Origin of the sequence: Wolbachia endosymbiont (group B) of Eucosma cana, assembly GCF_947250645.1 — a bacterium.
Lineage (GTDB): Bacteria > Pseudomonadota > Alphaproteobacteria > Rickettsiales > Anaplasmataceae > Wolbachia.
Genome location: NZ_OX366334.1, coordinates 1,110,257 through 1,136,918, shown reverse-complemented (window position 1 = coordinate 1,136,918; position 26,662 = coordinate 1,110,257). Strand labels below are relative to the sequence as shown.

General features: G+C 32.6%; 28 protein-coding genes and 1 rRNA gene. 15 read left to right on the top strand and 14 right to left on the bottom strand.

Annotation, left to right across the window (positions count from 1 at the left end):
* Nucleotides 1-6: 6 nt before the first annotated feature.
* Entirely contained in the window at nucleotides 7-1,122 is a 1,116-nt protein-coding gene (gene rseP, locus OOK99_RS05570) for an RIP metalloprotease RseP (protein WP_006014462.1), read from the bottom strand.
* Nucleotides 1,123-1,221: 99 nt separating this feature from the next.
* On the opposite strand from rseP, the gene OOK99_RS05565 reads away from it, so the two are divergent.
* The gene (locus OOK99_RS05565) at nucleotides 1,222-1,488 is read left to right on the top strand and encodes a succinate dehydrogenase assembly factor 2 (protein WP_010404229.1); all 267 of its coding nucleotides are present in this window, start codon (nucleotides 1,222-1,224) and stop codon (nucleotides 1,486-1,488) included.
* Here the strand turns inward: OOK99_RS05565 and OOK99_RS05560 are convergent.
* Genes OOK99_RS05560 through OOK99_RS05550 form a run of 3 tightly spaced genes read right to left on the bottom strand, consistent with a single transcriptional unit; the run spans nucleotide 1,466 to nucleotide 3,777 of the window.
* The gene (locus tag OOK99_RS05560) at nucleotides 1,466-1,783 is read right to left on the bottom strand and encodes a cell division protein ZapA (RefSeq protein ID WP_010404232.1); all 318 of its coding nucleotides are present in this window, start codon (nucleotides 1,781-1,783) and stop codon (nucleotides 1,466-1,468) included. The two genes, OOK99_RS05565 and OOK99_RS05560, sit on opposite strands and share 23 nt — an antisense overlap.
* 43 nt (nucleotides 1,784-1,826) lie before the next feature.
* Nucleotides 1,827-2,105: an HU family DNA-binding protein gene (locus tag OOK99_RS05555; protein WP_006014469.1), complete on the bottom strand. Its 279-nt coding sequence runs from the start codon at nucleotides 2,103-2,105 to the stop codon at nucleotides 1,827-1,829.
* A gap of 19 nt (nucleotides 2,106-2,124) precedes the next feature.
* Nucleotides 2,125-3,777 (bottom strand): 30S ribosomal protein S1, encoded by a 1,653-nt coding sequence (locus OOK99_RS05550; RefSeq protein WP_264719663.1) that lies wholly within the window; start codon nucleotides 3,775-3,777, stop codon nucleotides 2,125-2,127.
* 103 nt (nucleotides 3,778-3,880) lie between these two features.
* Between OOK99_RS05550 and trmB the strand changes: the two genes are divergently transcribed.
* Nucleotides 3,881-4,525 carry a tRNA (guanosine(46)-N7)-methyltransferase TrmB gene (gene trmB / locus OOK99_RS05545; RefSeq protein WP_063631013.1) on the top strand — a complete coding sequence of 215 codons (645 nt, stop codon included), beginning with the start codon at nucleotides 3,881-3,883 and terminating at the stop codon, nucleotides 4,523-4,525.
* Between the two features lie 207 nt (nucleotides 4,526-4,732).
* Here trmB and OOK99_RS05540 read toward each other — a convergent pair whose 3' ends face one another.
* From OOK99_RS05540 to purE, 8 genes are all read right to left on the bottom strand, one after another.
* Nucleotides 4,733-5,254, bottom strand: a complete 522-nt coding sequence (locus OOK99_RS05540; protein WP_006013204.1) for a pyrimidine dimer DNA glycosylase/endonuclease V — start codon at nucleotides 5,252-5,254, stop codon at nucleotides 4,733-4,735.
* A gap of 309 nt (nucleotides 5,255-5,563) precedes the next feature.
* Nucleotides 5,564-6,678 (bottom strand): IS3-like element ISWpi17 family transposase gene (locus tag OOK99_RS05535; protein WP_214303219.1). Its coding sequence is split into 2 segments (ribosomal slippage): nucleotides 5,564-6,405 and nucleotides 6,405-6,678, totalling 1,116 coding nucleotides; the frame shifts between segments, so codons are not numbered across the junction.
* A gap of 48 nt (nucleotides 6,679-6,726) precedes the next feature.
* Nucleotides 6,727-7,578 (bottom strand): hypothetical protein, encoded by an 852-nt coding sequence (locus tag OOK99_RS05530; RefSeq protein WP_264719662.1) that lies wholly within the window; start codon nucleotides 7,576-7,578, stop codon nucleotides 6,727-6,729.
* Between the two features lie 557 nt (nucleotides 7,579-8,135).
* On the bottom strand, nucleotides 8,136-9,599 hold the full coding sequence (locus OOK99_RS05525) for a DegQ family serine endoprotease (RefSeq protein WP_264336546.1): 1,464 nt from the start codon (nucleotides 9,597-9,599) through the stop codon (nucleotides 8,136-8,138).
* A 3-nt stretch (nucleotides 9,600-9,602) separates the two neighbouring features.
* Entirely contained in the window at nucleotides 9,603-10,475 is an 873-nt protein-coding gene (gene hflC, locus OOK99_RS05520) for a protease modulator HflC (RefSeq protein ID WP_264330795.1), read from the bottom strand.
* A gap of 2 nt (nucleotides 10,476-10,477) precedes the next feature.
* Nucleotides 10,478-11,503, bottom strand: a complete 1,026-nt coding sequence (gene hflK, locus OOK99_RS05515; RefSeq protein WP_264719661.1) for an FtsH protease activity modulator HflK — start codon at nucleotides 11,501-11,503, stop codon at nucleotides 10,478-10,480.
* A gap of 407 nt (nucleotides 11,504-11,910) precedes the next feature.
* On the bottom strand, nucleotides 11,911-13,740 hold the full coding sequence (gene mutL, locus OOK99_RS05510; protein WP_264336790.1) for a DNA mismatch repair endonuclease MutL: 1,830 nt from the start codon (nucleotides 13,738-13,740) through the stop codon (nucleotides 11,911-11,913).
* Nucleotides 13,740-14,240 (bottom strand): 5-(carboxyamino)imidazole ribonucleotide mutase, encoded by a 501-nt coding sequence (gene purE / locus OOK99_RS05505; RefSeq protein WP_264719660.1) that lies wholly within the window; start codon nucleotides 14,238-14,240, stop codon nucleotides 13,740-13,742. Before purE ends, mutL begins: the two co-directional genes overlap by 1 nt.
* Nucleotides 14,241-15,102: 862 nt before the next feature.
* Between purE and OOK99_RS05500 the strand changes: the two genes are divergently transcribed.
* From OOK99_RS05500 to OOK99_RS05460, 9 genes are all read left to right on the top strand, one after another.
* Nucleotides 15,103-15,399, top strand: a complete 297-nt coding sequence (locus OOK99_RS05500) for a helix-turn-helix domain-containing protein (protein ID WP_264336548.1) — start codon at nucleotides 15,103-15,105, stop codon at nucleotides 15,397-15,399.
* A gap of 60 nt (nucleotides 15,400-15,459) precedes the next feature.
* Nucleotides 15,460-15,852, top strand: a complete 393-nt coding sequence (gene rpoZ / locus OOK99_RS05495; RefSeq protein ID WP_264719659.1) for a DNA-directed RNA polymerase subunit omega — start codon at nucleotides 15,460-15,462, stop codon at nucleotides 15,850-15,852.
* A gap of 29 nt (nucleotides 15,853-15,881) precedes the next feature.
* Nucleotides 15,882-16,127 carry a monovalent cation/H+ antiporter complex subunit F gene (locus OOK99_RS05490; RefSeq protein WP_319803428.1) on the top strand — a complete coding sequence of 82 codons (246 nt, stop codon included), beginning with the start codon at nucleotides 15,882-15,884 and terminating at the stop codon, nucleotides 16,125-16,127.
* Between the two features lie 6 nt (nucleotides 16,128-16,133).
* Entirely contained in the window at nucleotides 16,134-16,406 is a 273-nt protein-coding gene (locus tag OOK99_RS05485; protein WP_006015677.1) for a monovalent cation/H(+) antiporter subunit G, read from the top strand.
* A gap of 11 nt (nucleotides 16,407-16,417) precedes the next feature.
* Nucleotides 16,418-16,945: a DUF4040 domain-containing protein gene (locus OOK99_RS05480; RefSeq protein ID WP_264719657.1), complete on the top strand. Its 528-nt coding sequence runs from the start codon at nucleotides 16,418-16,420 to the stop codon at nucleotides 16,943-16,945.
* Entirely contained in the window at nucleotides 16,938-17,354 is a 417-nt protein-coding gene (locus OOK99_RS05475) for a Na(+)/H(+) antiporter subunit B (RefSeq protein WP_264336551.1), read from the top strand. The genes OOK99_RS05480 and OOK99_RS05475 overlap by 8 nt, the downstream gene beginning before the upstream one ends.
* Nucleotides 17,354-17,656, top strand: coding sequence for a cation:proton antiporter subunit C (locus tag OOK99_RS05470; RefSeq protein ID WP_039950889.1), 303 nt, complete (start codon nucleotides 17,354-17,356; stop codon nucleotides 17,654-17,656). Before OOK99_RS05475 ends, OOK99_RS05470 begins: the two co-directional genes overlap by 1 nt.
* Before the next feature lie 139 nt (nucleotides 17,657-17,795).
* The gene (gene rpoD / locus OOK99_RS05465) at nucleotides 17,796-19,679 is read left to right on the top strand and encodes an RNA polymerase sigma factor RpoD (RefSeq protein WP_264336791.1); all 1,884 of its coding nucleotides are present in this window, start codon (nucleotides 17,796-17,798) and stop codon (nucleotides 19,677-19,679) included.
* A 112-nt stretch (nucleotides 19,680-19,791) separates the two neighbouring features.
* Nucleotides 19,792-19,938 (top strand): hypothetical protein, encoded by a 147-nt coding sequence (locus OOK99_RS05460; RefSeq protein ID WP_006015692.1) that lies wholly within the window; start codon nucleotides 19,792-19,794, stop codon nucleotides 19,936-19,938.
* A 332-nt stretch (nucleotides 19,939-20,270) separates the two neighbouring features.
* Here OOK99_RS05460 and OOK99_RS07110 read toward each other — a convergent pair whose 3' ends face one another.
* On the bottom strand, nucleotides 20,271-20,768 hold the full coding sequence (locus tag OOK99_RS07110; protein WP_405197028.1) for an IS982 family transposase: 498 nt from the start codon (nucleotides 20,766-20,768) through the stop codon (nucleotides 20,271-20,273).
* Nucleotides 20,769-22,144: 1,376 nt separating this feature from the next.
* A complete protein-coding gene (locus OOK99_RS05450) occupies nucleotides 22,145-22,762 on the bottom strand; it encodes a hypothetical protein (RefSeq protein ID WP_264336813.1) in 618 nt (205 codons plus the stop codon).
* A gap of 153 nt (nucleotides 22,763-22,915) precedes the next feature.
* Here OOK99_RS05450 and OOK99_RS05445 point away from each other — a divergent pair.
* From OOK99_RS05445 to OOK99_RS05430, 4 genes are all read left to right on the top strand, one after another.
* Nucleotides 22,916-24,419: ribosomal RNA gene (locus OOK99_RS05445) — 16S ribosomal RNA — on the top strand.
* A gap of 102 nt (nucleotides 24,420-24,521) precedes the next feature.
* Complete coding sequence (gene sdhC / locus OOK99_RS05440; protein WP_264719656.1) at nucleotides 24,522-24,899, top strand: succinate dehydrogenase, cytochrome b556 subunit; 378 nt, start codon at nucleotides 24,522-24,524, stop codon at nucleotides 24,897-24,899.
* Nucleotides 24,896-25,252, top strand: coding sequence for a succinate dehydrogenase, hydrophobic membrane anchor protein (sdhD, locus tag OOK99_RS05435; RefSeq protein WP_264336815.1), 357 nt, complete (start codon nucleotides 24,896-24,898; stop codon nucleotides 25,250-25,252). The genes sdhC and sdhD overlap by 4 nt, the downstream gene beginning before the upstream one ends.
* Nucleotides 25,253-25,328: 76 nt before the next feature.
* The gene (locus OOK99_RS05430; protein ID WP_264719655.1) at nucleotides 25,329-26,576 is read left to right on the top strand and encodes a hypothetical protein; all 1,248 of its coding nucleotides are present in this window, start codon (nucleotides 25,329-25,331) and stop codon (nucleotides 26,574-26,576) included.
* The last annotated feature ends 86 nt before the right edge of the window (nucleotides 26,577-26,662 follow it).

Here is a 26,662-nt window from a genome sequence, read left to right as displayed (position 1 = left end):
TGTATCTTAAAAAAGATGCCTAATATCATTTGTGATTGCAACTGCCATCAACAAAAACAGTATGGTAGCACCAAAAGTGACTGCATATTTTTGATATTTCAAACTCAAATCTCTACGTATAACTGCTTCTATAATATAATGAAATAAATGCCCACCATCTAGTAGTGGTATTGGCAGCAAGTTAATTGCAGCTAAATTAGCTGAAATAATTGCCATAAAATATAGAACCATAATAAGTCCCTTTTTAGCTGATTGCCCTGAATATTTTGCAATTTTTATTGGCCCACCTATTTCATTTATACTCCTTTTACCAACAACAATTTGAAAGAGTGCTTTGATTGTTAAACACATAGTGTGGTAGGTTTCATTCACTGATAGGCTAGCAGCTCCAAGAAAAGATGACTGTTTTAACCCTATCATATTAATTGAGGTAATTCCTATAGTTTTTCTTTCTATTATGTTACCAAAGACATCTCTATCCTCAACTATAAACGGAGTTAGAATAGTTCTGTACTCTTCGTTATTTCTGCTATACTTAATTTCTATTCTTGTTTCAGGGTTGGACATTATCACGCGTGAAATATCTTCAAAGTATTTTATTTTGTACTCATTGATCTGTGTAATAGTGTCACCTGGTAATAGGCCAGCTTGCTTTGCTGCACTTTCTTCAATTACATTACCAATTACTGGTGGAGTACGATAATAACCTGCCACGCTGAAAAATATTGTGAAAGCTATAACGGTAAATATCATGTTTGCAAAAGGCCCTGCAAAAACTATTGCTGCTTTTTGATATCGAGGTTTTGTATGGAATGAGTATAATTTTTCTTCTTCAGTTAATTTTTGTTGATCAACAGGAACGCTTGCTGCATTAGTATCCCCTAACATTTTAACGTAGCCACCCAATGGAAAGGCACTTAATTTCCACCTAGTTCCAGACTTGTCGTTAAAACCAAAAATTTCAGGACCAAAGCCTATAGAAAAAGATTCAACTTTAACCTTGCATGCTTTAGCGACAATATAATGCCCACATTCATGCACGAATACTATGATAGAAATTATTAAAGAAAACGATAAAAAATAATATATTCCAGCGCTAAGTTGATGAGAAATTAATTCCACCTATGTTTTAAATCTTAATCAAACGTTGAGTATATTAAAATGCGCCTTGCTTGACAAGTATTTAGTTTAGTCTTTAAATTAAAAAAAAGTTTAATGACAATGATAGATATCTCCTTATTAAGAAGAAAACTGATGTATAGGAGTTGGCATAGGGGTTGTAAAGAAACTGATATACTTTTAGGGCATTTTGCATTGAAATATCTTGATAAATTTTCCTTAAGTGAACTAATTGAATACGAAAAAATAGTTGATCTTGATGATTGCGAATTATATTGTTACATAACTCGTAAGAAACTTCTCCCCCCTGATTTGAGTAGTGAGGTAGTCGATTTGATTGCTTGCTTTAATCACTTATGCACCCAATAATCTTGTTTACCCTATCTAATACTTCAGCATATTCTACTCTTTTTTCCTCCCTATACTTTTTGCATTCTTGATTTATTTCGTCTAATCGCTTTGTTAATTCTAAAATTTTGTCTTCGAGAGTCAATGCTGCAAGTAAGAAATTTAATGCATCTGAGCCCTTACCTCCAGTTCTTTGAGATATGGAGCTAACTAGCTTGTTGAAGCTATTAGCAAGTTGTAATAAATGGTCCTTCTTTTTACTTTCGCAAGATATTTTATATGTGTTATTATGTATAACTATTTCTACTACTTGCATATGATGCTATATTGTACAACTTTCAAATCTACAATATAGATTTTCATTCATTTATCAAGAGGGATAACTTTTTACTGCTACGAAAATAAGTTTTAAAGTATTGATGTTTTGCAACCTTCTGTGACGTCAAATTACTTGCTTCTTTCAAGTTATAGCTTCTAATTGAAAAAGAACCAAACCCCCTGATTTCAACTCTATTATGATATTTCAACGTGTTTGAAAACACTTGAAAAAAAATATCAACTATGGCTGCTATAATGACCTTATCTAACAAAAGGTGTTTTTTTGCCACTCTTGCTGTTATATCAGATTTCGTTGCCATTTATATGAAGCACAAGAAGTTATTTGGCAGATAATATTATATTATATTTTTCAACACCTACTACTTCAACTTGTATTTTTTCTGATATAGAAAACTTTTTATTTTCTGGTAAATGCTCTTGATCTACTAAAAGGGTTACATTGTTCTCAACCTCAACGATTAGACCATTTTCCTCTCTCTTACTTACAGTAACCTGAATTTTATCCCCTACTTTAACTTTCTCTATCAGTTCTTCAAGAGGATCATACTCTATTTGCTTTACTCCAAGATAAATTCTTGTCCGATCTACGTTAGCCCTTATCACTTTTGCTTCTATTTCATCACCTACATTATACTTTTTTATCTCATCTGAATTGTTTTTCGACCAACTTAGATTTTGCATATAAATTGTTCCTTCTACGTCCTCAGATATCTCAGAATTATCAAAAGTCACAGATATTTGTGAACCATTGTTGCTTTTAACTTTACCAGAAACAATAGAACCAAGAGGATATTTATCAATAAATACTTGCCAAGGATTCTCTACGCACCTTTTTGTGCTTAAACTCATCTTATTTTTAATAATGTCAATACCGAGAATTTTTACATCCACTTCTTGTCCTATTGTTACAAAACTACTGATTGGTAAATTATTCTTGCTCCAAGTTATTTCTGATGAGTGTACCAAACCCGCAATCCCAGGTTTAATCTCAACAATGAATCCACAATCTTTTATACCCGTTACACATCCTTTGTGTACGCTGTTAATTGGACATTTTGACTCTAGATCTTGCCAAGGATTGTCTCCTAATTGTTTTACACCCAGGGAGATTTTTCCATTTTCTCTATCTATTTTTATAATTTTAGTTTTTATATGCTGACCATAAGAAAAAATTGCAGATGGATGACTTACATTACTCCAAGAGATATCTGTAATATGTAGCAGCCCATCTATAACTCCCACTGTATCTGATTCATGAATGCCAACAAATGCACCGTAGTGAGTGATGCTTTTTATTTTGCCTTCTACTACATCACCTTCATTTAAAGATTCTAAAAACTTAATTTTTTCACCAGCATGCAATTTCTCTAATACCAGCTTTCTTGATACTACAATATTCCCCTGCTTCTTATCCATTTTAAGCACGATGAATTTTTGTTCAGTTTCAATAAGGTGATTAGCATCTTTTATTTGCTTCAAATCCACATGACTCAGCGGTAAAAACGCACTTATTCCATCACCAAGATCAACAATAAAACCGCATTTAATTGAGCGTTTAATGATTCCTGTTACTTCATCTTTTGTAACTGCGCTTTCTTCCAATTTATTCCATTTTTCGTCTCTGATTGCTTTCTCACGACTAAGAACAACATTACCATGGTAATCTTCAATTCTTTCAACATAAACTCTAATTTTCGAGCCAACAGTGATATCATCATTACAACTGAGCTCCTTAATCAGAATTCTTCCATCTGACTTTAAACCAACATCAACCACAATGTCATTAGAATTTCTTCTTGTGATTATACCTTCTACCACATCTCCTTCTTTGATTTTGTTAGCAAAAGAATCTTCACAAAAGTCATTATTTTGATTATCAAATTGATCTTGAAATATCTCTTCTATGAACCTATTTGATAATAGTCTCTTGATAGCAACTGTACTTTCCATACCTTTTAATTTTAACTTCATTAGAACTCATATATTATATAATATTAATAATTAGTGACAAGTAAATTCTCATTAATTCATTTCGAGAATTGTTTAAGCTATAAAAGATTAAGTTATGTAAGATATGCTATCTAGGAATAATAATTGGATTAGGTCATTTTCCAGAAGATCTAGGTTGAAGTTGAATGTTTTGGAGAAGTATTCTATTAAAAACAGCAAGGAATCTATAAAAAAGATCGTAGACTTACAAAAAAGAATACGGGTAGAAATAGGTTTCGGTAATGGTGAAAATATGCTCCATCAGGCATTCAATGAATCTGATCTATTATTTATAGGATGTGAGCCTTATTTAAAGGGGGTCTCTTCCTTGCTAAAAAGCATAGAAGCACACAGCATAAAAAATATTTTAATATGGACAGAAGATGCAAGAGAATTAATTGTCAATTTTCCTGACCACAGTGTTGAAAAATTCTTTATTCTCTTTCCAGATCCATGGCCAAAAAGAAGTCACAACAAAAGACGGTTAATTAATACGGAATTTTTAAATTTATTAGCAAAAAAAATACTTGTCACAGGTGAAATATTTATTGCAACTGATCATCAGGATTATGCAGAGTGGATAGAGTTACATATAAAGCAGTGTAATTTTTTAACCTATAAGGAAGATAGTTTTGCAAATTATACCCCAACAAAATACCACAGAAAAGCGCTAGAATATCAGCGTAAAATAAAGTTTTTTAAAGTAAATGTTATATCTAAACTGACTTAGATTTACCTCTGCTTGTTAGTACAGATGTGTACATGACACTCTATAGTGCAAGTAGCCTACCATATACTGGGAATAACAGTTTACTGAATTCTTTAATCTCACAAATAGAAAGATCAATAAACTTGATAAACATCAACATTATCAGCCAGCATTGCTTTTGTAGCTTCAATTTACCTTTTTTATGACCGATTTGGATAATTTTATAATTTATAGCATTTTGTCTAGCAACCAATCTGGTGCTTCTCTACCTTTTTCCCACTTAGCAAATCTCATCTTTTCTTTTAGGTAATATTCTCTATAGGCTTCTATTGGGTTACTACATTTATATCGATCAGGTAACGCTTGTGTAAAAGCTTGTATATCAGCTGATCGAAATATTAGCAAATCCTTGTTATTATCGCACCAATCTATAACTTCTTCGGATTTATGCGTTCTTTTGTATCGCAAGCTATATTCTATACACAATTCTTTTCCATGTTTTATTAACCAATCAAAGTTTCCTTTTGATTGTCTAGCCCATAAAGAACAAGGATGGTTTTTGTGAGTAAGTTTATATGGAACTTCTATATTCTGGTTTGTAATGCTGACTAAAGGATTTGGCTCTTTTAATGCTATTGAAAAAACACTGCTAAGCAATTGAGCAGTTTCTAGCGGCATTTTTACTATGTGCTTATCGCATAACATTTGTGCTGCAGTTACAGGATTTTCGTCTAATATAAAGATATTCATCTAAGCACCCAGAGATAGAATTTTTGCGTAGTATTTATTTCAATAAACCCTAAAATATCATTTAGAAAATGGATAAGTTAAATAAGCTCAGTTAAAAAAATTATACACAATTCCGAGGAACCTTTTCAAGCTACAATGAACGTATAGCTACCACTCTAGCAATATTGTTTCTCACCCACTGAAGATATTGCACGGTACTATAATGCACCCATTTGTCTAGACCATTTTTTTCAAAGTGATCCGATTTTTAAAATGAATATGTTGATAAATACGTCGACACACATTTAAAGTATTTATCAATATATTCATTTACTGTTTATGATAATAAAGATCAGCAGGAACTTTATAATGTAGAGTCTGATGTCGCCTTCTATAGTTATACCAAGCAACAAAATCATTTATTATAAGATTTAAATCTCTGATACTATTTGGTCTATAATAATATATAGCTTCTTGCTTTAAAGTTCTCCATAAGCGCTCAACAAATATATTGTCGAAGCAACGTCCTTTATGGTCCATACTGATTTTAATATTAGCACGCTCTAATTCCATAATAAAGTTGTAGCTAGTAAACTGCACCCCCTGATCACTATTAAAAATCTCAGGTTTACCTTGTTTTAGAGCTTCTTTGAGAGTATAAAGGCAAAATCCAGCATCGAGATATGGTGATAATGAATGAGCAATAATATAGCGACTATACAAGTCCATTATTGCCACAAAATAGATAAACTTACCTTCTACCATAATATATGTTATATCAGTAGCCCATACCTGATTAACTCTACAAATAATCAAATCTTTGAGTAAATAAGGATATATTTTATGCTTTTTTTCTTTAATACTTGTATTACATCTTTTTCTACAATACAGCCCACTAATCTTCATTTTTTTCATAATTCTTAAGATTTTTTTGTGATTGACTACTACTCCACTCGCTATGATTTCAGCAGTAATTTTACGATATCCATAACGGCAATCAGAAGCCAAATATACTTCTTGAATCAAATTTGCTACTTCACTTTCGTTATTAATTATAGGCCTATAATATAGGCTAGATCTGCAAATCCCCAATAAATCAGCCTGTTTCCTAATTGACAGATCAGAATCTTTTTCTATAAACCTTACTCTATCTTTTTTGCTTATTTCAGTAATTTTTTTTTCAAATAGCTATTTTCCACTGTCAATTCTCCTATTACTTTATGTAAACTTTCTATTTCTTGCGCTAAGATTCTTTGTTTTCTCGCACTTTCACTTTCTTCAACAAATAGGTCTTTTAACCTTGCCAATACTCTATCACGCCAATCATATAGATTTGTTGATGGTATTTTATATTCACTACATATCTCAGCTGTGCTTTTTTGATTTTTTATTGCTTCCAAAGCTATCTTTGCTTTTAACTCTGGTTCATATTTTTTTGTTGCCATACTTTTACCCCTTTACCTTCCTACTCGGATCAACCATTTTTTTTTGGTCTAGTTTATGGGGTGCATTATACCTTTTTGTCCCCTTTCACCTGGCTCACCTTTAGGACCTTGTACACCAGTAAGTTCTAATCTGTCTATTCTGAGTTTTAAAAGTTCAATTTCTGTTTCTAAATTTATATGTTCTTGAATATTCACATCAACCTCCAAAAAGTTATCAAAATTTTCTAAGTTATAATAATAAGGATATGGACCTGGTCTATTGTCGTTCTCATACCCAAAAGAATTAGGGTTAAAATTATAAAAATTTTTGCATGTGCTATTTTCATACGATATGCAACCAACATAACTATTGCCTAACTTTTTTACTGCGAAATAGGTATCTTGTGCTTTCAAGCTCTCCATTTCATGAAAAGGGAATAACTGGAATGTATTGCTTATACGAGTAAATGCTGAAAGGATATCATTCAATATGCCAACTTTTCCACCAGTTAAATTATATACCTGAGCGCTCCTATATAATTTGTATATATTTCTTGATTCTTTAAACAAATAGTCTCCTATTTTTATTTTGAGTCTTTTATCAGGTGAACTTTTAAGATCTTCCAAAATAAGACTGACATTTTCGCTACTAATTATGTCTTTTGGATCTATTAAAACCTTCCTGTTTTCTAGCAGTTCATAATAAATACTACAGCTTTCACGATTATATGCGTTAACATAGAAACCATCTGTGTAACCATGAGGTATACGATCAATAGTATCTATCATAGTATTTTTGCCATCATAGTAATAATAATAAGGTTGATCAGAGGTAGTAACTAAAGCGAATTTGTAATCATTTCCTACCCTTTCTAGCTTTAGTTGTAGCCCTTGAGATAAGTCGTTTAATATACTTCCCACGTCATGCTTCAAATCCCAAATTTGAAAACGCAGATCAATATTGTTGTCGATGATAATGTAAGATACACTAGGCAGGCTAAATGTTGTTTTGTTATTTAATCTTATTTGTGCAGGTATCCTACGACCAGTTCTATTATTACAATCGTTTTTTGTGGAATATCTTCCTTTTCTAGTTTAAAACGCATCTCCACCTCCCTTTGCGATTAGATATAATTAATTTATGGGTATTAATTATTGATTAATACTGATGATCAGTAAATATAATTATATTTTACACTAATTTAATTATAAATTAACTTATGAAAGAAAGTTGTTTTTTTACAACTGAGCATAAAAATGCTTTGTATTATCGAACTTCTTACCACTCCAGCTCTTTCATCTTATGGATGATATCGTTCCAGTGCTTGATACTGAAATCTAGTTCTTCCATAACCTCGTTGGAAAGGTTTTCAGTATAGGGACAAATTTTATTAATCTACAGAAACACCCTTACCCTCAGGATAAAGAAGCTAGTTAAATTTGTCAAGCAATTTTTTCATGACCAGCTAGATAAATAGCTACTTCTTCAATTTGATTGAGGTAAAAAATTGATTGCCGTTGCGGTAAATAAGCAACATTACTGAATCTTTGCCGTCTTTCTTTACTGCTGAATCAATTTGTTTTTGAAAATCATTAGTATTTTCAATATCGATTCCATCTAGTTGAATAATTATATCACCTTTCTTAATAACACGTAGTGTAGAATTACTACTACTATCTACACTAGTAACTACTACACCCTTTGTGGGTGCATTATTTTTTAGTTCTTTTGGCAAATTTGAAACGGTTAAACCACTTATATAACTAGATGTTGATTTATTTTCTTCTTGATTATTACCTGAATCATCATTTGTAGATTCCTCGATTGCAACCTTGATATTGACTTCTTTACCTTTTCTAAGTAACTTAACCTGTACTTTCTTTCCGGGCTCAGTTCGTGAAACCATATGAGGTAATTGCGTCATTCTATCAATTTTTTTGCCGTCAAACTCTAATAGTATATCACCTACTTTGATTCCTCCTTTCTCTGCAGGACTGCCCTTTACTATGCTTGCAACTAATGCACCTTTGATATCTTTTAAACCCAAGGATTCAGCAAATTCTTTTGTTATAGGCTGAACTTGCACGCCAAGCCAACCATGTTTTATTTTTTTACCACTTTTTAATGTGTCAATAATTGAAATAGCTAGATTAGATGGTATAGCAAAGCCTATACCCACGTTACCGCCAGACTCAGATGGGGAATAAATAGCAGTATTAATGCCTATAACTTTTCCATTTAGATGAAATAGTGGTCCCCCTGAGTTACCTCTATTAATTGCAGCATCAGTTTGAATAAATTCATTCATAGTACCAATACTAATGTCTCTAGATCTTGCAGACACAATTCCTGTACTTACAGAGCCACCCAAACCAAAAGGGTTGCCTATTGCAATAACTGTATCACCAACTCTTGCTTTATCAGAATTACCAAATTCAACAAAAGGAAGATCTTTATCAGAATTAATCTTAAGCACAGCAAGATCAGTTTTTGCATCATAGCCTAAAACTTCTGCTTTGAAATAAGTATTATCGTTCATAGTAACTGTAATATCTTGGGCATTTTTAATAACGTGATAGTTGGTTACTATGGTTCCACTTTTATCTATAATAAATCCAGACCCAAGTAACGTCACTTCTCTATTAATGCTAGGAGCTCTATCAAAAAATTGATCAAAATGCTCGAAAAATTCTCTAAAGTCATCAAAGAAATTATTTCTTGGCGTAAAGGGAATTTTAGTTCTACTGTTATTTTCTTGCTTAACTATTTGCTCACTTGAAATATTTACAACTGCGGGAATAAGTTCTTCCACTATATCAGCAAGCCCTTTATTACAACTACATACAGGATCTGCAACTGTTTTTGCAAACAGATTAGCATATGAAGAAAATGAAATTAAAAAATATGCAAATATAGATAAAATAAATGCTTTACTTTTCATAAACTATTTCCATCCCTTGTTCAAAATATCTAAGAAATTATTATTTGGTGAAAGCACAAATTTAGTATTACCCTCAGCAAATGATTTATTGTAAGCTTTCATAGAGCGATAAAAGTTAAAGAACTCTTCATCAGCCTTAAATGCCTCATTATAGATTCTAGTTGCTTCAGCATAACCACGGCCTCTTATTTCATGTGATTCTTTTACTGCACTAGAGACAATTCCCCTTTTTAATTTATCAGCTTTTGATCTAATTTCTTGTCCAGCTTGTTCTCCTTCTGCTCTAATTTCTTTTGCTTCCTTTTCCCTTTCAGTTTGCATGCGGCGAAATATTGCAGAACTATTTTCTTCTGGTAGATCTGCTCTCTTAATTCTTACATCTATTATTTCTATGCCAAATTTTCCAGCTTCAGAATAAACTCCACGTTGAATTAATTGCATAACTTCTGATCTCTTTTCATTCAATAAACTAATTAATGAAAATCTTCCTATATTCTCCCTTATGTGAGCTTCTATGACAGGATATAATCTTCTAACTAGCCCTGATTCATTTTTCACAGTTTGATAAAAAGTGATAGGATCTATTATTTTATATTTTGCATAAGCATCTACTATAATACGCTTTTGATCTGCAGTTATCACTTCCCTTGGAGTTTTATCAGGACTTAGATCTAAAATTCTCTTATCAAGAAATTCTACGTTATTTATAAATGGTAGCTTAAAATATAAACCACTGTCCCTAACATCTTTTACGACTTTACCAAGTTGTATAACTATCGCTTGTTTTGTTTCTTGAACAACGAAGATTGAATTAGATAAGGCAATCAATAATACAACAAATATAAAAGCAAAAACAATTTTAATATTACTACTCATGACTATTTCCCTAAATTTGTAAGAGGTAAATAAGAGAACATACCTTTCAGATCGTCTGTTATAACAAACTTATCTACCTTGCTGAAAATATTTTCCATAGTTTCAAGATAAATACGATTCTTAACAAGAGAAGGATTTTGTCTATATTCTTCATAAAGAGATAAAAAGCGATTTGCATTACCTTTCGCTTCATTTATTATTTCGTTCTCATATGCTTCTGCATCTAACTTTATCTTTATTGCCTCACCTTTTGCACGAGGTATAATATCATTACTGTAAGCATATGCTTCGTTTATAGTACGCTCCTTATCTGCACGAGCACTTTGTACATCCCTAAATGAGCTAATCACTTTTTCTGGTGGGTCAATTTTTTTCATTTGAACAGATAAAATTTCTATACCCATTTGATATCCATCAAGAATCTGTTGCAATAAAATTCTAGTATCTCTGGAGATTTCAGCCCTACCTTGACCTTCGAGTGCAAAAGAGATCGTATTTTTACCTATTATTTCTCTCATAGCACTTTCAGCAGCATTTTTAACGCTGAAACCAGGTTTATAATCCCGCACTTTGAATAAATAATCTTTGGCATCTCTAACTCGCCACTGGACCTCAAAGTTAACGTTGACTATATTCTCATCTCCGGTAAGCATCACTCCTTCACCACGATCTGTATCTCGCCCATAAGAGCTGCTTATCCCAATTTCTTCACGATTTACTTCTTTAACATTCACTTTAAAAACCTTACCAATAGGGTAGGGAAAGTGATAACGCAAACCAGATGTTTCTGTATTGGAATATTTGCCAAAAGTAAGTTCTATACCTTCCTCACTCGGATGGACAATATAGAAACCAGTACAAAAATAAAACAACAAAATAATGAAAATGATGAAATAAGGTTTTTTCCCTCTATTTCTGGTTAAGCCATTAAAAAAGCATCTTATATCAGACACAGCTTTACTTAAAATATCTTCATTACTTGGACCTGACGGTTTCTTTCCAAGATTCCAAGGATTACGCTCATCCATAAAAATTATTAATTGTATAACTAATACGCTGATATTACTTAATCTTATCGAAAAATGCAAAACTATTTTGTTTGCAAATTGAAACGAAGAATATTATCATACACTTTCTTTTCTCTATATAGTACGGTTGATTCTATAGAATTTTCTGGCTTTTTTTAAACTCTTTATTGTCGTTTTTGATAAGTATTTTTAGTTGTATATTAATTATTAACATAAAAGACAATGCCTGGGATTTAGGAAACTTAATTTTAATCAAGTAGCTGCGTAATAAATCATTGTCAAGTGATGGAATGACATTATCTACTATGCAAATTACCTGCAAATTGCAATGTTCAAACAATTGTGTATCTGAGTTTTGAGATGACGAAACTAGGGTTGTATAATCTATACATATTTGTGATAACTTCTCACCTTCGCTCAAATAACTTTTCAATATCGCTTAATTTCATTTCTATATAGGTTGGCCTTCCGTGATTACATTGTCCAGAATAAGGTGTCTTTTCCATTTGCCTCAATAATTCATTCATCTCCTCCAATTTCATCTTTCTGCCTGCTCTTATTGATCCATAACAAGCAATTGTGGCTAGTATTTTATTCACCTTATCCTCTATAGGTAATATATCTTCTATTTCTGTTAGTCTATCCACTATATCAATGAGCATTCTCTTTGTGTCTACTGTTCCTAAGATTGCAGGCACTTCTTTTACTATGATCTTATTTTCTGATTTAATTTCAATCTCAAAACCCATCTCAAAAAGTTTATCTTTATAAGTTTTAATCATCTCCATTCCAGCTTGATTTTTGATTTCAACCATTTCAGGCAAAAGAAGTTTTTGTCTTTTTATACTTGATTTCTCCTTTAAGCACTCGTATACTAGTCTTTCATGGGCTGCATGCTGATCTACTATAATTAGTTTGTCTCTTACCTCGGCAATAATATAAGTATTGTAGATTTGACAGTGTGCAAACCCAAGTGGATAGTCCCTTATTAGATCGGTTTGTTTCTTTTCCAAAATTGTAGTTTCCGCTCGCGGAGGAGATTTTTGCATACCAGTATAATCAAACGATTTTGAATGTTCTGATAAGCTTTTTGTCTCTATATTTGGAGAAGTAAATTCTCTCATTAACTGGTTTTCAAAAGGATCAGACCTTCTTCCATAAAATTCATTTTTAAGACTAGACCTACTAAAAGGATCTGATGATAGATGATTCCTTGTTATCTCAGTCTGGCTCACCACAGTTTCTGCAAGATCTATTCTCTTTGATAATACTTTTATTAGCCCTCTTCTCACTATTTCATATATTAGCCTCTTGTTCTGAAACCTTACCTCTGATTTATTTGGATGCACATTTACATCTACTTGATCATACGGTATCTCTAAGTGCAACGCTGCAAAGGGATATCTATTGCTTGGAATAAGATCATGATACGCATAACGGATTGCGCCAATAAGTAGATTGTCTTTAATTGGTCTACCATTAACAAATGTATAGATCTGAGTTGAATTGCTACGATTGAGAGTAGGTTTACAGATGTATCCTGTAAGTCTAATGCCATCTTCTTCTTCACTAATTTGCAAAGAGTTTTCATGAAATTCTTTTTCTACTTCGCATAGCCTGCTAAATAATGAGGTCTGCTTAGCATACTTAAGAAGTTTCTTATTATCGGAGATAAGAGTAAACTCAATTCCATAATTGATCATTGCTAAGTTGTTTACAATATCAACAATGCTTTGTGTTTCTGCCCTTTCGGTTTTGAGAAATTTTAGTCTATTTGGTGTGGCAAAAAATAAATCTCGTACTTCAATATATGTTCCTATCGATAAAGGATAAGGAACAAGCTCTCCTATTTTTTCTCCTCCCTCATACCTTATAGACCATGCTTGATCTGCTTTGCTTGCCTTAGATGATAATTTTATTCTGCTTACTGCTGCAATTGAAGGCAAAGCTTCTCCTCTAAAGCCAAGATGCTTGATCTCTATCAACTCACTGTCACTCAATTTTGAAGTAGCATGGCGCATAAACGCAAGTTCTAAATCATCCTTTTTTACTCCGCTACCATCATCGATTACAGTAATGAGGTTACGCCCACCACTTTCTATCTTAATTTCTATCTCTGAGCTTCTGGCATCTATTGCATTTTCCACTAATTCCTTTACCACACTTGCAGGCCTTTCTATTACCTCTCCTGCTGCTATACGATTTATGGTTTTTGTATCTAAAAGAACTATTGCCATTATAATGTTGGTTTTTCTTTTACTGCTTGAGTTTGCTCCTCTCTCCATTTTTTTAATCTATCTGCAATTTCACTATTAGAAATCGACAATATAGATGCAGCAGTAATAGCGGCATTGCATGCTCCACCCTCTCCTATAGACATTGTTGAAACTGGAACACCTTTTGGCATCTGCACTATAGATAATAGACTATCTAGCCCATTTAATTGTTTGCTATGCACAGGAATACCGATAACAGGTAAATAAGTGAGCGATGCAACCATACCAGGTAAATGAGCCGCTCCTCCTGCACCAGCTATAATAACCTTAAAGCCTTTTTCTTGAGCAGACTTAGTAAAATTAAAGAGTCTCTCTGGCGTTCTATGTGCGGATATTATAAATACATCATGTGAAATTTCCAATTCTTTTAATAGGTTAATAGCATGCACCATAGTGCCATAATCCGACTCGCTTCCCATAATTACAGCAACATCCTTTTTCATTTTTTCTGTATTAGACATGATTTTATTTACTAACCAAATAGTATTTCAGAAGCAACAGATATTTAAATTAAATTACGAATATGATATAGCATTCTCATTAAATAGAAACTTTAAAAATTGAAATGAATCCCTATATTAAAATATAGAGGTATAAATTTCGGATATTAAGGGTCTATTCATAATCTTTTTAGAAGCAAAGCGGTGGAAGCAAGAAGACGATTTGTAAGCTAGTATTGAATTTTGCTTATCACAATTGTCTACACTTTTCTATAAGAGTATTAGAGACTTACCTTTTGACAATACGGCAAAGATCTCTACAGTTACATCCTTTTATTTGTTTCTTTGCAACTACTTTTTTATATATGTTTCAAAACACTTTCTTTACTTCCGCTATGTTTTTTACTTCATTTATTAAAATAATCTTGCCATTTTGAAAACATTGTTGATTCACTGAAGCCACTTTTTAGGACCTGTAACACTATGTAAAATACATCCTAAATCTTCTTGATTTTGTTTCTTTCTACAGAACTCTACTCAGTTTTTTTCCTACTCATCTTGCTCTGTTTTCATAATTTACATACTCTATCTCCTGCTTTATTCCTTTCTTGAGATCATGTACAGTCTCTAAAACGAGTTTGTAAAATGATTATTTCTGTATTTTAAACTTTGCAATTTCAACTTATTCTCTTTAATAGTAAGTTTTTTACAAAATAATAGTTTGAAATTACTAGTATTTTGATAAAAATTATAGTCAATTTAAAATTTTGAGTATCAGTATATCATTATAGTTATTGACAAATTATATAGTATTAATATATTGGTATATTAAGTATTATGTTTAATATTTAATATAGCTAGTTAGTATGTGAGAGTAAAAATTATGGAAATAATATCATTAAATAATCTGGATAGTGAAGCAATAAAAAAAAAATTGCTTGGCATAATAAGTAAAATTATAGGAAAAAATACTTGGACTCAAGCTTGTGCGGCTGAGAAACTTGGTATTGATCAACCAAAGGTGTCACAAATTAAAAGTGGTAAGACAAGTGGTTTTTCTTTAGAGAGACTGTTAGGTTTTTTGAAAAAGCTTGATCATGAAATAATAATTACAATAACAGAAAATCAATCAGTAAAAGCTAAAGAAGAAAAAGTAGAATGTAGAATTGGATCTCAATAGATGCGAAGTTGACATCTTATTTTTTGTGATATAGTATAAAGCTTATCAAGGTAGTATTTTATGGTTGAGTCTATTGTAGAAAAGTGTGTAGAGCAGGTACACAATCGTTTTAAATTGGTTCTGCTAGCGAGTCAAAGAACACATGATTTGAGTACAGGGGCAAGCGATCCCGTTGAAATGGTTAAGTTTAAAGGTCATAAGGATACCATAGTTTCTTTATATGAAATAGCAGAAAAGAAGGTGAATACTCATGAGTTGTTTAACCTTTTGGTGAAAAGGTGCAAGGAGTACATGAAAGGAAACACAAATAATGCTTATAGTAGTAGTTCAAGTAAGCTAGCAAGTTTGTTAAATTTTTCTGATCATCAATTTAACACAAATCTGGATATAAGTCAAAAAAGCCAAGATGATGAAATAGATGATCAAGATAATGATGAAGAAGTACCGATTTAGAAATCTGCAGAGGTTATAATAGCTTATAAATGATTAGTATTGCTATCTATGCCCTTTTATTCTGTATGAGTGTAATGTTATGTTGTATAGTATTTAGGTCAAGTGATGTGTACAATAAGGTTTTAGCATTCAATAATTTATCAACACAAGTAGTTTTACTCATAACAGCAATATCGGTTATTCTGAATGATTTTTTTTTAATTGATATAGCATTACTATATGCTAGCATCAGCTTTATATCAACTATAGCACTAATGAGATTAATGTTGTTTTGATAATTTATGGTAGCATCCATTCTCATATTTTTAGGTATTTGTTTAATAGTCATTTCAAGCGTAGGAGTAATAGTATTTCCTAATTTCTATACTAGGCTACATGCTGCAGGTATTGCAGATTCTAGTGGCGCAATGTTGTTGTTGATGGGTTTTGCTTGGCAAAATGAACTTTCAATCAATACTATTAAAATTATATTATTGATTTTTATAATATGGATAGCCAATTCAACTAACAGTTATATTTTAGCGCGTACTCATTATAAAAGTAAAGACTATTAAAGAAGGTTAAGATGCTGGAAATACTGAATCTAATATTACTTTTACTGTTACTCACGGTTACAGTTTTTATAGTTCTTTCGAAACATTTGGTTGTAAGTGCTGTTCTAATGTGTGTATTTAGTGCACTTATTGCACTTATGTACTTGATTATGAATGCGCCAGATGTTGCAATTACTGAAGCTTCTGTTGGTGCAGGATTGAGCACAGTCTTTACGTTTGCAGCACTCTCTTTGGTAAAGAATCACAAAGCAAATTTATCTCATAGCCCCGCCACACTTTTTTTTATGTTATCTTTGACTGCATGTTTATCATATTTTATGATTCAATTGCCAGATTTTGGCAGTCATGATGCTCCAATCCACTTGCACATTGCTCCTTATTATGTAGAAAATACTGAAAAGGCTATTGGTATTCCTAATATAGTGACAGCTATTTTAGCAAGCTTTCGTGGATATGACACATTTGGAGAAACTATAGTAGTTTTTACTGCCGCACTTTGTATAATGTTAATATTAAAAGAAGAGAAAGAAAGTGATTAAAGATCCGGTGTTAAGTGTAGTAACATTTTTGATGATACCTTTTATCATTTTATTTGGTTTATACATACAGTTTCACGGTGACTACACTCCAGGTGGAGGTTTTCAGGCAGGAATAATTGTTGCTTCTGGGATAATATTATATTCAATGTTATTTGGTATATCTACAACTTTACAAGCAATACCTTACTCTACGATCAAATTTACTAACGTGCTAGGTATTTTAATCTATGGAGGAACGGGTATTGTAACAGTTTTGTTTGACCAAAATTTTTTATCCTATAGTATATTGTCAACTGACAGTAGGACAGGTCAAAAATTGGGTATTTTCTTAGTGGAGCTGGGTGTATTACTTACCGTCTCTTCTTCCATGTTAATCATATATATAAATTTTGCTCGTAAGAAAAAATAATGACTCTATATAATTATGTAAGCATTACTATATTAATGGTGCTAGGTTTGTATATCATTGTAAATGATAAAAACTTAATCAAAAAAATGATGGGATTAAGTGTCTTACAAGCATCTGTTTTGTTATTTTACATATCTTTGGGATATATAAAAAGTTCTTTACCTCCTATATTGACTTCAAATTTTCACTTATATACCAATCCTATACCTCACGTCTTAATGCTTACTGCTATAGTGGTTGGAATTGCAACATTTTCAGTTGGATTGTCCATAGCAGTAAGAATGGAGAGAGTAGTTGATTAAGAAGAGTATGAATAAATTGACAGTATCTTAAACTATATGAAGTAGGAAGTAACTATAAATTAAGAATAAAACTATAAGCTTGCTAATTGTAAGTTTATTTGATAATTAAGAAATAAAATTATAAACTGTAAAGGTAATGATGTCAGCTATTAATGATACGGAAGATAGGAAAAAAATCATCAAAGATCTTGTAGCTAAAAGTATGAGAAAGGGTGGTGTTATCACTTTTGATGATATAAATGATAAGTTGTCAGATGAAAATTTTTCACCTGATTTTATAGATGATACTATAGCTTTATTGCAAGACTCTGGAATTAACATACTGGAAAGTAGTGAAGATGAGGAAGAAGCTCCTTCTAATGATGATGGTAATAAGCTTGATGATGATGAGACATCGTTGAATACTACTACAATTTTAGTGCAAAATGATGATCCGGTAAGGATTTATTTACAAGATATGAGCTCTGTAAAGCTTTTGTCACGAGCAGATGAAATTAAGATAGCAAAAAAAATTGAATCTGAAAAGCATAACATGTTACGTGCAATAATTGAAACATCAGTGGCATTTAACATGATCAAAACATGGCGTGATGATTTAAGTGGTGGAGCTTTTTTGCTGAGAGAAATTATAAATCTGGATGCAATTTATAACTCTGATTTCAATATGGTAGACAAAGAAGAAAGTGAAGCTGAAGATGCTGGAGATTGTATTAATGATGATGAAAAGGGAAATGAGAGTGAAGACATAAGTTCAGCTAACTTAAATATTTCTGTTCTTGAAATGGAAAGTGATTTATTGCCAAAGGTTATCACGGCATTGGATGAGATCATTGCTTTAACAAATGAAGCATTGGTATTGAAAAAAAGTTCTAAAGATTTCTCTAATGAGCTAGAAAATTTATATAATCAAATATGGTCTGTAGCATTACAAATTCAGTTTAGTGATGCTGCTATTACCAAAATTACACAAAAACTTTACGAAATAAATAGGCTAATCACGTTTGAAGAAGCTAATCTTATTACTGAGGCTAGAAAGTACGATATTGATAGAGAAAGTTTCTATAATATTTATTGTGCTGTGTTTTTAGAGCACGAATTGAGCGAAATCAATCTTCTAAAGAAGAATAAAAATCAATCCCTTTTTACAGGTGAATTAAAAAATAAATTCTTAAGGTTTGTAAACGACAACTATGAATATATAGCTAGTGCCTTAAGAAATATTAAGAGTTATGTACAAGGAGATAAGGTACAAGAGTTTAAGGAGCTAATCAAGAGAATACAAAAACACGAACGAGAAGTCTCTGAAGCAAAGCAAGAGATGATAAAGGCTAATTTAAGGCTAGTGGTTTCAATTGCTAAAAAGTATTCAAAAAGAGGCCTTGATCTGCTTGATTTGATACAAGAAGGTAATATTGGTCTTATGAAAGCTGTGGATAAGTTTGATTACAAACGTGGGTATAAATTTTCGACTTATGGTACTTGGTGGGTAAAACAATCAATCACTAGGGCAATACCTGAACAGTCTAAAGTAGTTAGAATACCAGTACATATGGTGGAAATTATCAGTAAAATCAACAAAGCATTAAGAAAGATGACTCATGGAATGGGTAGAGAGCCTACATTAGAGGAATTGGGTATAGAATTGGAGATGCCGATAGAAAGAATACGCAAAGTTATGAAGATAGCAAGAGATCCGGTAAGTCTTGAAGCTCCAACAGGAAAGGATGATAGTAGTACCTTCGGTGATTGTATAGAAGATAAGCGAGTTTCTAAACCAGAGGATGCTGCAATACTTGCCGACTTGCGTGGCATTACGACCAATGTTCTTGCAACTTTAACACCAAAAGAAGAAAGAATTCTAAGGATGCGCTTTGGCCTTGGTAAAGATGGAAAGGAGCATACCTTAGAAGAAGTAGGAAAAATTTTTAATGTTACACGTGAGAGAATTAGGCAAATAGAGGCAAAAGCACTACGTAAGTTGAAACATCCAAGCCGTGCTAAAAAACTTAGGGGTTTCTTTTAAGGCAGAAGGGCTACTCAAAAAATAGGTAAAATTCAGCCAAAGTTCTATAATTTTACCCTATTTTTCTTTTTTTATAGGTTTCATAGAGCAGTATGATTAGATATTGAATGTTATGGCAAATAAAAATAATAACTCTAATTCAGAGTGTAAAAATTTTTGTGTTCTGGGTGATAGTTTGTCTGATGATGGTGCAATTATTGAAATTTTAAATAACTTATCCTTTGTAAGAAACGTAAAACTTAATGCCCTTTTTTATTAAGGAGGATCTTTTAGCAATGGCCTTGCTGTTGTTGAATATGTAGCAAAGTATTTAGGTTTAGAAGAATTTAAGCCATCATGGAGATGCTCATTTTTTGATCGATACTATGAACAACAAGGTCATAACTATGAGATTTTATATGCAACAGCATCTGAAATTCTTAACCCTATTTTTTCTTATTTCCTCAATAAATTTCGTTTAGTTAATCAGCTAAACGCAGTAATTAAACATCATCCAGACGTAGGTAAAGGAGATTCATTTTTCATTATAATCGACAGAAATAATATTATGGGTGCCACTGCTTATACCAATGTTAAAACCCCAGTTATGGATTAACTAAAGCAATAAAGCTTAGAAATAGAAGGCTTTTTTGACTGAATGGAATATGAAATTAATGTTGAAAAATATGTACCATAAAATTTATTGGCGATCTGTGGCGTAAGCTCAAATTTGTTTTTCAAACAACCAAAAACCGTCTCAATAATCGACCTTTTTCTCAATAAAATCTTCTCTTTTAGTAAAATCAATGCGTTTTTCATGCCTTTTTTCACTTTAGTGATAAGTTTTAGGCCTCTGTCGAAGAGTTTCTCAAAGAGCTCTTTCTTTATATAGCCCTTATCTCCGAACAAAAGTCCTGTCAAATTTTTAGTCAAATTTGGTACAGGTTTTCTGTCATCAACGTTGCCTTTAGTTAGTGTAATAGCTTGAACTTCGCCTATTTCATTAATTACCAGATGTAATTTAAAACCTAAAAACCATCCATAGATAGTCTTTCCTATATTTGCTAACTCTTTGAAAGCTTTATTTTTGAAATCCTTTTTGTGTGGCAAACAGCGATTGCAGTTGTATCAATATAGGAAATTTCAGTAATTTTCGCTTGCTTGCAGAACCACTGCAAAAGCAAAGCTAAATACCATAAAACTCTCGATTTTAAAGCAACAAACCTATGATATGACGGGAGTTTTGAAAACTCAGAATTGTACAATAATTTAAGATAATTCAAGTAAAAAAAACTTGAAATTTTTGCACGGCGATTGGTGATAAAGTAAGATTATAGTAAGTATTTCTGATACAGTAATTTCAGGTATTCTTGTTGGTTTTTTGCTACTTGATATGAGCTTTTCTGAAAATTTTTCATCAGCAATGCGACAAAAATCTTCTATAAAACAGTAAAATATCTTTTTTCATGGGTAACCTCTTAATTATTGCTAAAATATTCGAGTTTACCCTATTTCCCTCTTTATTAATTCTACTTTTATCTGTTTTCTAATCCATAACTAGGGTTTAAAGCAGAAAAAGTATTGAAATAAAGCGGTTAGTGAAATATGTAATGCATTTGGTTCTAAATGAATATGGTGTAAAGCATGTGATTGTTGCAAATGTGACTGAGGTTGTTTGGTTAGCTATAAAATGAAAAGTATGCTTGGTAAATATAAGAGCAAAGGGTTAAATGATCGAGATGTATACCTATCAAACATCACAGACCAGTTTGGGGGAGGGTGATTTGGAAAAAGTATAAACATACTTTTGTTGATATTTAAAGTAGGGCTTGATACTTACTATAATTCTGGACGCAGCAAAGAAATACTAAAGGATTATTTCTTTTTTGATTATTTTTATCCAACTGCAGAACCTTGTTGTGAAGTTGGTAATGAAATGTATGAGTTGATAAAAATTAGATTTCTTTTAAACATCTTTGCGGTTTGTAGTAACTATCTGCATAGCTGAATGGTAAAGGGGGGAACAAAGTAATCTAAAACATAGAGAAAATACGACGGTGCTTGATACGTAGCTATTGCGATTTTATTCTCTTTTTGTCATTCTAATACTAGAATGATATTCTACTAGTGAAGTTTATTCTTTGATATATTAACTATAAATATAGAGAAGTCTTATTAAATAAAAAAGGTAAAAGAACCTCTGAGTAGTAAAGTTTTGACTCTATATTACTGTAAGTGGTGCTGTAATAATGTTCTAACAAGCGTGACTTGGCTGAGTATAGAAAAAATTTAAAAAAACCGCTATAATTTTACGTAATCTACCAATAAACACCTAAGTTTTTACTGGATTTTGTGATTGATTCTGCAGGTCAAAAACAAATTTTGAGTCATAACTACTTTTAGTGCTATAATAAAATAGAGAGGCTTGTCAAGTAAAGCTCTTTATTTCATCGGATGCGCTGCCAAATTGTTATGCAAGCAAGTTTTTAGTTTTCGTATACTAGAAGTAATTCTTGTGCATTGGCCTTGATTAGAGTAGGACATTCTCTATCATTTAATAATGAATGCAATATTTCAATTGCACCTTTAATGTCGTTATTATGTATCTTTACTACAGCGATAGCTTCTTGGCTTGAATAAGGGTACACTGCACTTGATTCTAAATTATCAATTTTATCTTTATTTATTTTTTCATCGTTGGAGTGAAGTAAGCTCATTACCTCTAAGTATTGTGCTAACTCACGCAAAACATTAGGAGCATCTTTATCATCTGCCAAATCATTATAAATAATAGATGCTATGTCTGTTGGCATTGAATCTGAGATATGATTGAATGCGTGTTCAAAATTTGCTAAATATCCCCAGTTTGAATCTATTTCTTCTAGCAGCGGCTTACTATCTTTTTTTAAGAATAATACTTCGTAAAATTTGTCACCTGCAGTTATAGATTGTTTTTTGTTATCAATGTTGCGCAATAAGTATAATGTGATGCCAACTAACATTGGTGCGAGTGCAAGCAGAAAGATGTATTTTTTCATGGTAATATTCCAAATAGTTATATATTTATACATTAATGCTTTTGATTTGCAAAAACATATTGACATAGTGATTATATCACATAATAATATTCTCAAAGTTGTTTGAATAGTTGGAGATTAAAATATTTCTAAAGTAGAAATAAAGACAGCAGTATTAAGCTAAATTATTTTTTGTCGGATTTATCCGATGTACCCTCAACCTTTTATAGGTTGAAGTCTAAATTTGAGAGTTTGATCCTGGCTCAGAATGAACGCTGGCGGCAGGCCTAACACATGCAAGTCGAACGGAGTTATATTATAGCTTGCTATGGTATAACTTAGTGGCAGACGGGTGAGTAATGTATAGGAATCTACCTAGTAGTACGGAATAATTGTTGGAAACGGCAACTAATACCGTATACGCCCTACGGGGGAAAAATTTATTGCTATTAGATGAGCCTATATTAGATTAGCTAGTTGGTGGAGTAATAGCCTACCAAGGCAATGATCTATAGCTGATCTGAGAGGATGATCAGCCACACTGGAACTGAGATACGGTCCAGACTTCTACGGGAGGCAGCAGTGGGGAATATTGGACAATGGGCGAAAGCCTGATCCAGCCATGTCGCATGAGTGAAGAAGGCCTTTGGGTTGTAAAGCTCTTTTAGTGAGGAAGATAATGACGGTACTCACAGAAGAAGTCCTGGCTAACTCCGTGCCAGCAGCCGCGGTAATACGGAGAGGGCTAGCGTTATTCGGAATTATTGGGCGTAAAGGGCGCGTAGGCTGATTAATAAGTTAAAAGTGAAATCCCGAGGCTTAACCTTGGAATTGCTTTTAAAACTATTAATCTAGAGATTGAAAGAGGATAGAGGAATTCCTGATGTAGAGGTAAAATTCGTAAATATTAGGAGGAACACCAGTGGCGAAGGCGTCTATCTGGTTCAAATCTGACGCTGAGGCGCGAAGGCGTGGGGAGCAAACAGGATTAGATACCCTGGTAGTCCACGCTGTAAACGATGAATGTTAAATATGGGAAGTTTACTTTCTGTATTACAGCTAACGCGTTAAACATTCCGCCTGGGGACTACGGTCGCAAGATTAAAACTCAAAGGAATTGACGGGGACCCGCACAAGCGGTGGAGCATGTGGTTTAATTCGATGCAACGCGAAAAACCTTACCACTTCTTGACATGGAAATCATACCTATTCGAAGGGATAGGGTCGGTTCGGCCGGATTTTACACAGGTGTTGCATGGCTGTCGTCAGCTCGTGTCGTGAGATGTTGGGTTAAGTCCCGCAACGAGCGCAACCCTCATCCTTAGTTGCCATCAGGTAATGCTGAGCACTTTAAGGAAACTCCCAGTGATAAGCTGGAGGAAGATGGGGATGATGTCAAGTCATCATGGCCTTTATGAAGTGGGCTACACACGTGCTACAATGGTGTCTACAATGGGCTGCAAGGTGCGCAAGCCTAAGCTAATCCCTAAAAGACATCTCAGTTCGGATTGTACTCTGCAACTCGAGTGCATGAAGTTGGAATCGCTAGTAATCGTGGATCAGCATGCCACGGTGAATACGTTCTCGGGTCTTGTACACACTGCCCGTCACGCCATGGGAATTGGTTTCACTCGAAGCTAATGGCCTAACCGCAAGGAAGGAGTTATTTAAAGTGGTATCAGTGACTGGGGTGAAGTCGTAACAAGGTAGCAGTAGGGGAATCTGCAGCTGGATTACCTCCTTAGGCTTTGTACGTAATTCACCATTTCAAATAATAGTGTCATTATGTACTATACTGCTGTCTTTACTTCTACTTTATTTTTTAATTTCTCGATAACGAAACTTTATGAGTAATAGGCCTCTTTCTCCATGTTTGCAAATATATAAAGTACAAGTTACTAGTTTTTTTTCTATTATGCATAGATTGACTGGTATCTTGCTATTTCTTTTATTAATCATACTTTCTTGGTACTTTATATTATATGTTTACTCCCCTAAGTTAGTTGTAGTAAGGTGCTTAAATGTATTATTGTTCACTCCCCTTGCTAAATTAGCTTATATCTTATGCTTTATAAGCTTTATGTATCATTTTCTTAATGGTATTCGTCATTTACTGTGGGATGCTGGGCTTAATTTAGAAATTGCTAGTGTTTCAAAAAGTGCTATGTTAGTAACAATAATGCTATTTCTTTCTACTATGGCTTTTTTATTTATGTGTATATGAGTCAATCTGTAAATTCAGTACATCATTGGTGGATCCAGCGTGTTTCTGCGGTAATTTTACTGTTCCTGTTTCCTTGGTTTATCTATTCGTTTTCTTGCACATTTTATACTGATAGTTCTTTGTCTTTTAGTGAGAAATTTATTAATTATCCACTAGAGCTTTTGTTTTTTGTTATACTGGTGTTTTGCATTTTTTGGCATGCAGTTCTTGGAATGCAGGTGGTGTGTGAAGATTATATAGACAGCGTACCTCTAAGAATTTTTACAATTACATGCATAAAATACTTATCAAGCATTACTTATATAGTCCTTGCTTTTACGACTTTTTTCTTTTATAGGCATATTTTCTTGTAAAATTGTTAGTTCTGTGTTAATATATTATTAGTTTACTAATTTTATTATTGAACTATAGCAATTTTGGTTTGACAACATGTTCAGAGTGTTAAAAAAAGGAGTAGCAGATTTTACGCTTAAAGCAAAAGGTTTATTTGCTTCATCTGAATCTCAAGTTTATGTCAAAGACCTTAGAAAGGTAATGATATATGAGGATGGACGAAAGTGTCAATATCCAAAAAATTATGATCAGATTGTAGATTCTGGGAGAGTTGTAAAAAAAAATGACAAGCTTGTAAAAGATAAAGACGGAAATCCAGAGTACCAGCTTATATATAATGAATACAAATTTGATCTAGCCTTGGTTAAGGAAATTGATAAAAAATCTTACTTTACTATTGACTTTTTAGTTAGTAAAGGTAGGCGTGAGGTTAATGATTATAGTAAATTTTATAAGCCATTTAAGTTTTCAAAAATAGATCTTGAAAAACACTTGCCGGTCTTTGAGGTTGATACTAAGTTACTTAGATTAACTAATTCTTCTTTTCTTGCTAAAAAAGGTTGCTTCATCAATGATGACACGGGAGAAGTTGATGAGAAAGATAGAGATGAAAAAGGAAGAAATGGAAAATTACTATACGCTAGTGATTACAAGAAGCTAAGCACCCATTTTTCAGAAATTAGAGATCAGGATGGTAATCTAGAGCTAGATAAAAGTCTTATATCTGTTCCTATTGTTTTTGCTGCGGGTTTAGCTAAAATTTGTGCTAGAATGCTGACTTTTATTCCTATTAAATTAGGAGAGAATTTGATAGCTAGAAAAAATCGAGTTGCAAAATCTTTTGGCTATCTTTTGTTCACCCCTGCAATGGCAGTAAAAAATTTAGTGAATATGGGAGCTACCATACTTAAGGCTCCAATTTTATTGTTTGTAGCAAATGAGAAAAAGTATGGTGATGCTTATCTTACTATGTGGAAACACCAATTGAAAGAATGTTGGAAAGAAGTAAAAAGCGACTTTAATGTTGTTACAAATGGGGAAAGGCCAAAGCCGAAGCAGAAGGATCATAAGCCACTTAGCATAGCGGGTACATGGAAAGAGCTTAACGCTAGAAAATCAGATATTGAAAAAAACTTAGAGAAGGGGTTGAGCAAAAATAGTGAAAGTATAGATAAATCTAGAGAACTAGGTTTTGGAGAAAGCTTAAAGGAAAAGTTGCAAAACAAAACTGATGAAAAAGTAGCTGCAGCCGTTAATCAAAAAAGCAACACTCCTTATATTGATAGAGAGATAGAAAGAAGACAAGACTCATCACGAAATGTAGGGACTCCATCACGCTCGTAGTCAACCATCACTTTAAATTACTTTTTACTTTAATCATCTCACAATAAAAACTTGCATGCATTTTGCCGTTAGTATAAGATATTAAT

What these genes read in the sequence shown, in the direction of transcription:
- OOK99_RS05565 (WP_010404229.1), top strand. Translation starts at nt 1,222, where the DNA reads ATGATAGATATCTCCTTATTAAGAAGAAAACTGATGTATAGGAGTTGG.
- OOK99_RS05560 (WP_010404232.1), bottom strand. Translation starts at nt 1,783, where the DNA reads ATGCAAGTAGTAGAAATAGTTATACATAATAACACATATAAAATATCT.
- OOK99_RS05555 (WP_006014469.1), bottom strand. Translation starts at nt 2,105, where the DNA reads ATGGCAACGAAATCTGATATAACAGCAAGAGTGGCAAAAAAACACCTT.
- OOK99_RS05550 (WP_264719663.1), bottom strand. Translation starts at nt 3,777, where the DNA reads ATGAAGTTAAAATTAAAAGGTATGGAAAGTACAGTTGCTATCAAGAGA.
- trmB (WP_063631013.1), top strand. Translation starts at nt 3,881, where the DNA reads ATGCTATCTAGGAATAATAATTGGATTAGGTCATTTTCCAGAAGATCT.
- OOK99_RS05540 (WP_006013204.1), bottom strand. Translation starts at nt 5,254, where the DNA reads ATGAATATCTTTATATTAGACGAAAATCCTGTAACTGCAGCACAAATG.
- OOK99_RS05525 (WP_264336546.1), bottom strand. Translation starts at nt 9,599, where the DNA reads ATGAAAAGTAAAGCATTTATTTTATCTATATTTGCATATTTTTTAATT.
- hflC (WP_264330795.1), bottom strand. Translation starts at nt 10,475, where the DNA reads ATGAGTAGTAATATTAAAATTGTTTTTGCTTTTATATTTGTTGTATTA.
- hflK (WP_264719661.1), bottom strand. Translation starts at nt 11,503, where the DNA reads ATGGATGAGCGTAATCCTTGGAATCTTGGAAAGAAACCGTCAGGTCCA.
- mutL (WP_264336790.1), bottom strand. Translation starts at nt 13,740, where the DNA reads ATGGCAATAGTTCTTTTAGATACAAAAACCATAAATCGTATAGCAGCA.
- purE (WP_264719660.1), bottom strand. Translation starts at nt 14,240, where the DNA reads ATGTCTAATACAGAAAAAATGAAAAAGGATGTTGCTGTAATTATGGGA.
- OOK99_RS05500 (WP_264336548.1), top strand. Translation starts at nt 15,103, where the DNA reads ATGGAAATAATATCATTAAATAATCTGGATAGTGAAGCAATAAAAAAA.
- rpoZ (WP_264719659.1), top strand. Translation starts at nt 15,460, where the DNA reads ATGGTTGAGTCTATTGTAGAAAAGTGTGTAGAGCAGGTACACAATCGT.
- OOK99_RS05490 (WP_319803428.1), top strand. Translation starts at nt 15,882, where the DNA reads ATGATTAGTATTGCTATCTATGCCCTTTTATTCTGTATGAGTGTAATG.
- OOK99_RS05485 (WP_006015677.1), top strand. Translation starts at nt 16,134, where the DNA reads ATGGTAGCATCCATTCTCATATTTTTAGGTATTTGTTTAATAGTCATT.
- OOK99_RS05480 (WP_264719657.1), top strand. Translation starts at nt 16,418, where the DNA reads ATGCTGGAAATACTGAATCTAATATTACTTTTACTGTTACTCACGGTT.
- OOK99_RS05470 (WP_039950889.1), top strand. Translation starts at nt 17,354, where the DNA reads ATGACTCTATATAATTATGTAAGCATTACTATATTAATGGTGCTAGGT.
- rpoD (WP_264336791.1), top strand. Translation starts at nt 17,796, where the DNA reads ATGTCAGCTATTAATGATACGGAAGATAGGAAAAAAATCATCAAAGAT.
- OOK99_RS05460 (WP_006015692.1), top strand. Translation starts at nt 19,792, where the DNA reads ATGGCAAATAAAAATAATAACTCTAATTCAGAGTGTAAAAATTTTTGT.
- OOK99_RS05450 (WP_264336813.1), bottom strand. Translation starts at nt 22,762, where the DNA reads ATGTCAATATGTTTTTGCAAATCAAAAGCATTAATGTATAAATATATA.
- sdhC (WP_264719656.1), top strand. Translation starts at nt 24,522, where the DNA reads ATGAGTAATAGGCCTCTTTCTCCATGTTTGCAAATATATAAAGTACAA.
- sdhD (WP_264336815.1), top strand. Translation starts at nt 24,896, where the DNA reads ATGAGTCAATCTGTAAATTCAGTACATCATTGGTGGATCCAGCGTGTT.
- OOK99_RS05430 (WP_264719655.1), top strand. Translation starts at nt 25,329, where the DNA reads ATGTTCAGAGTGTTAAAAAAAGGAGTAGCAGATTTTACGCTTAAAGCA.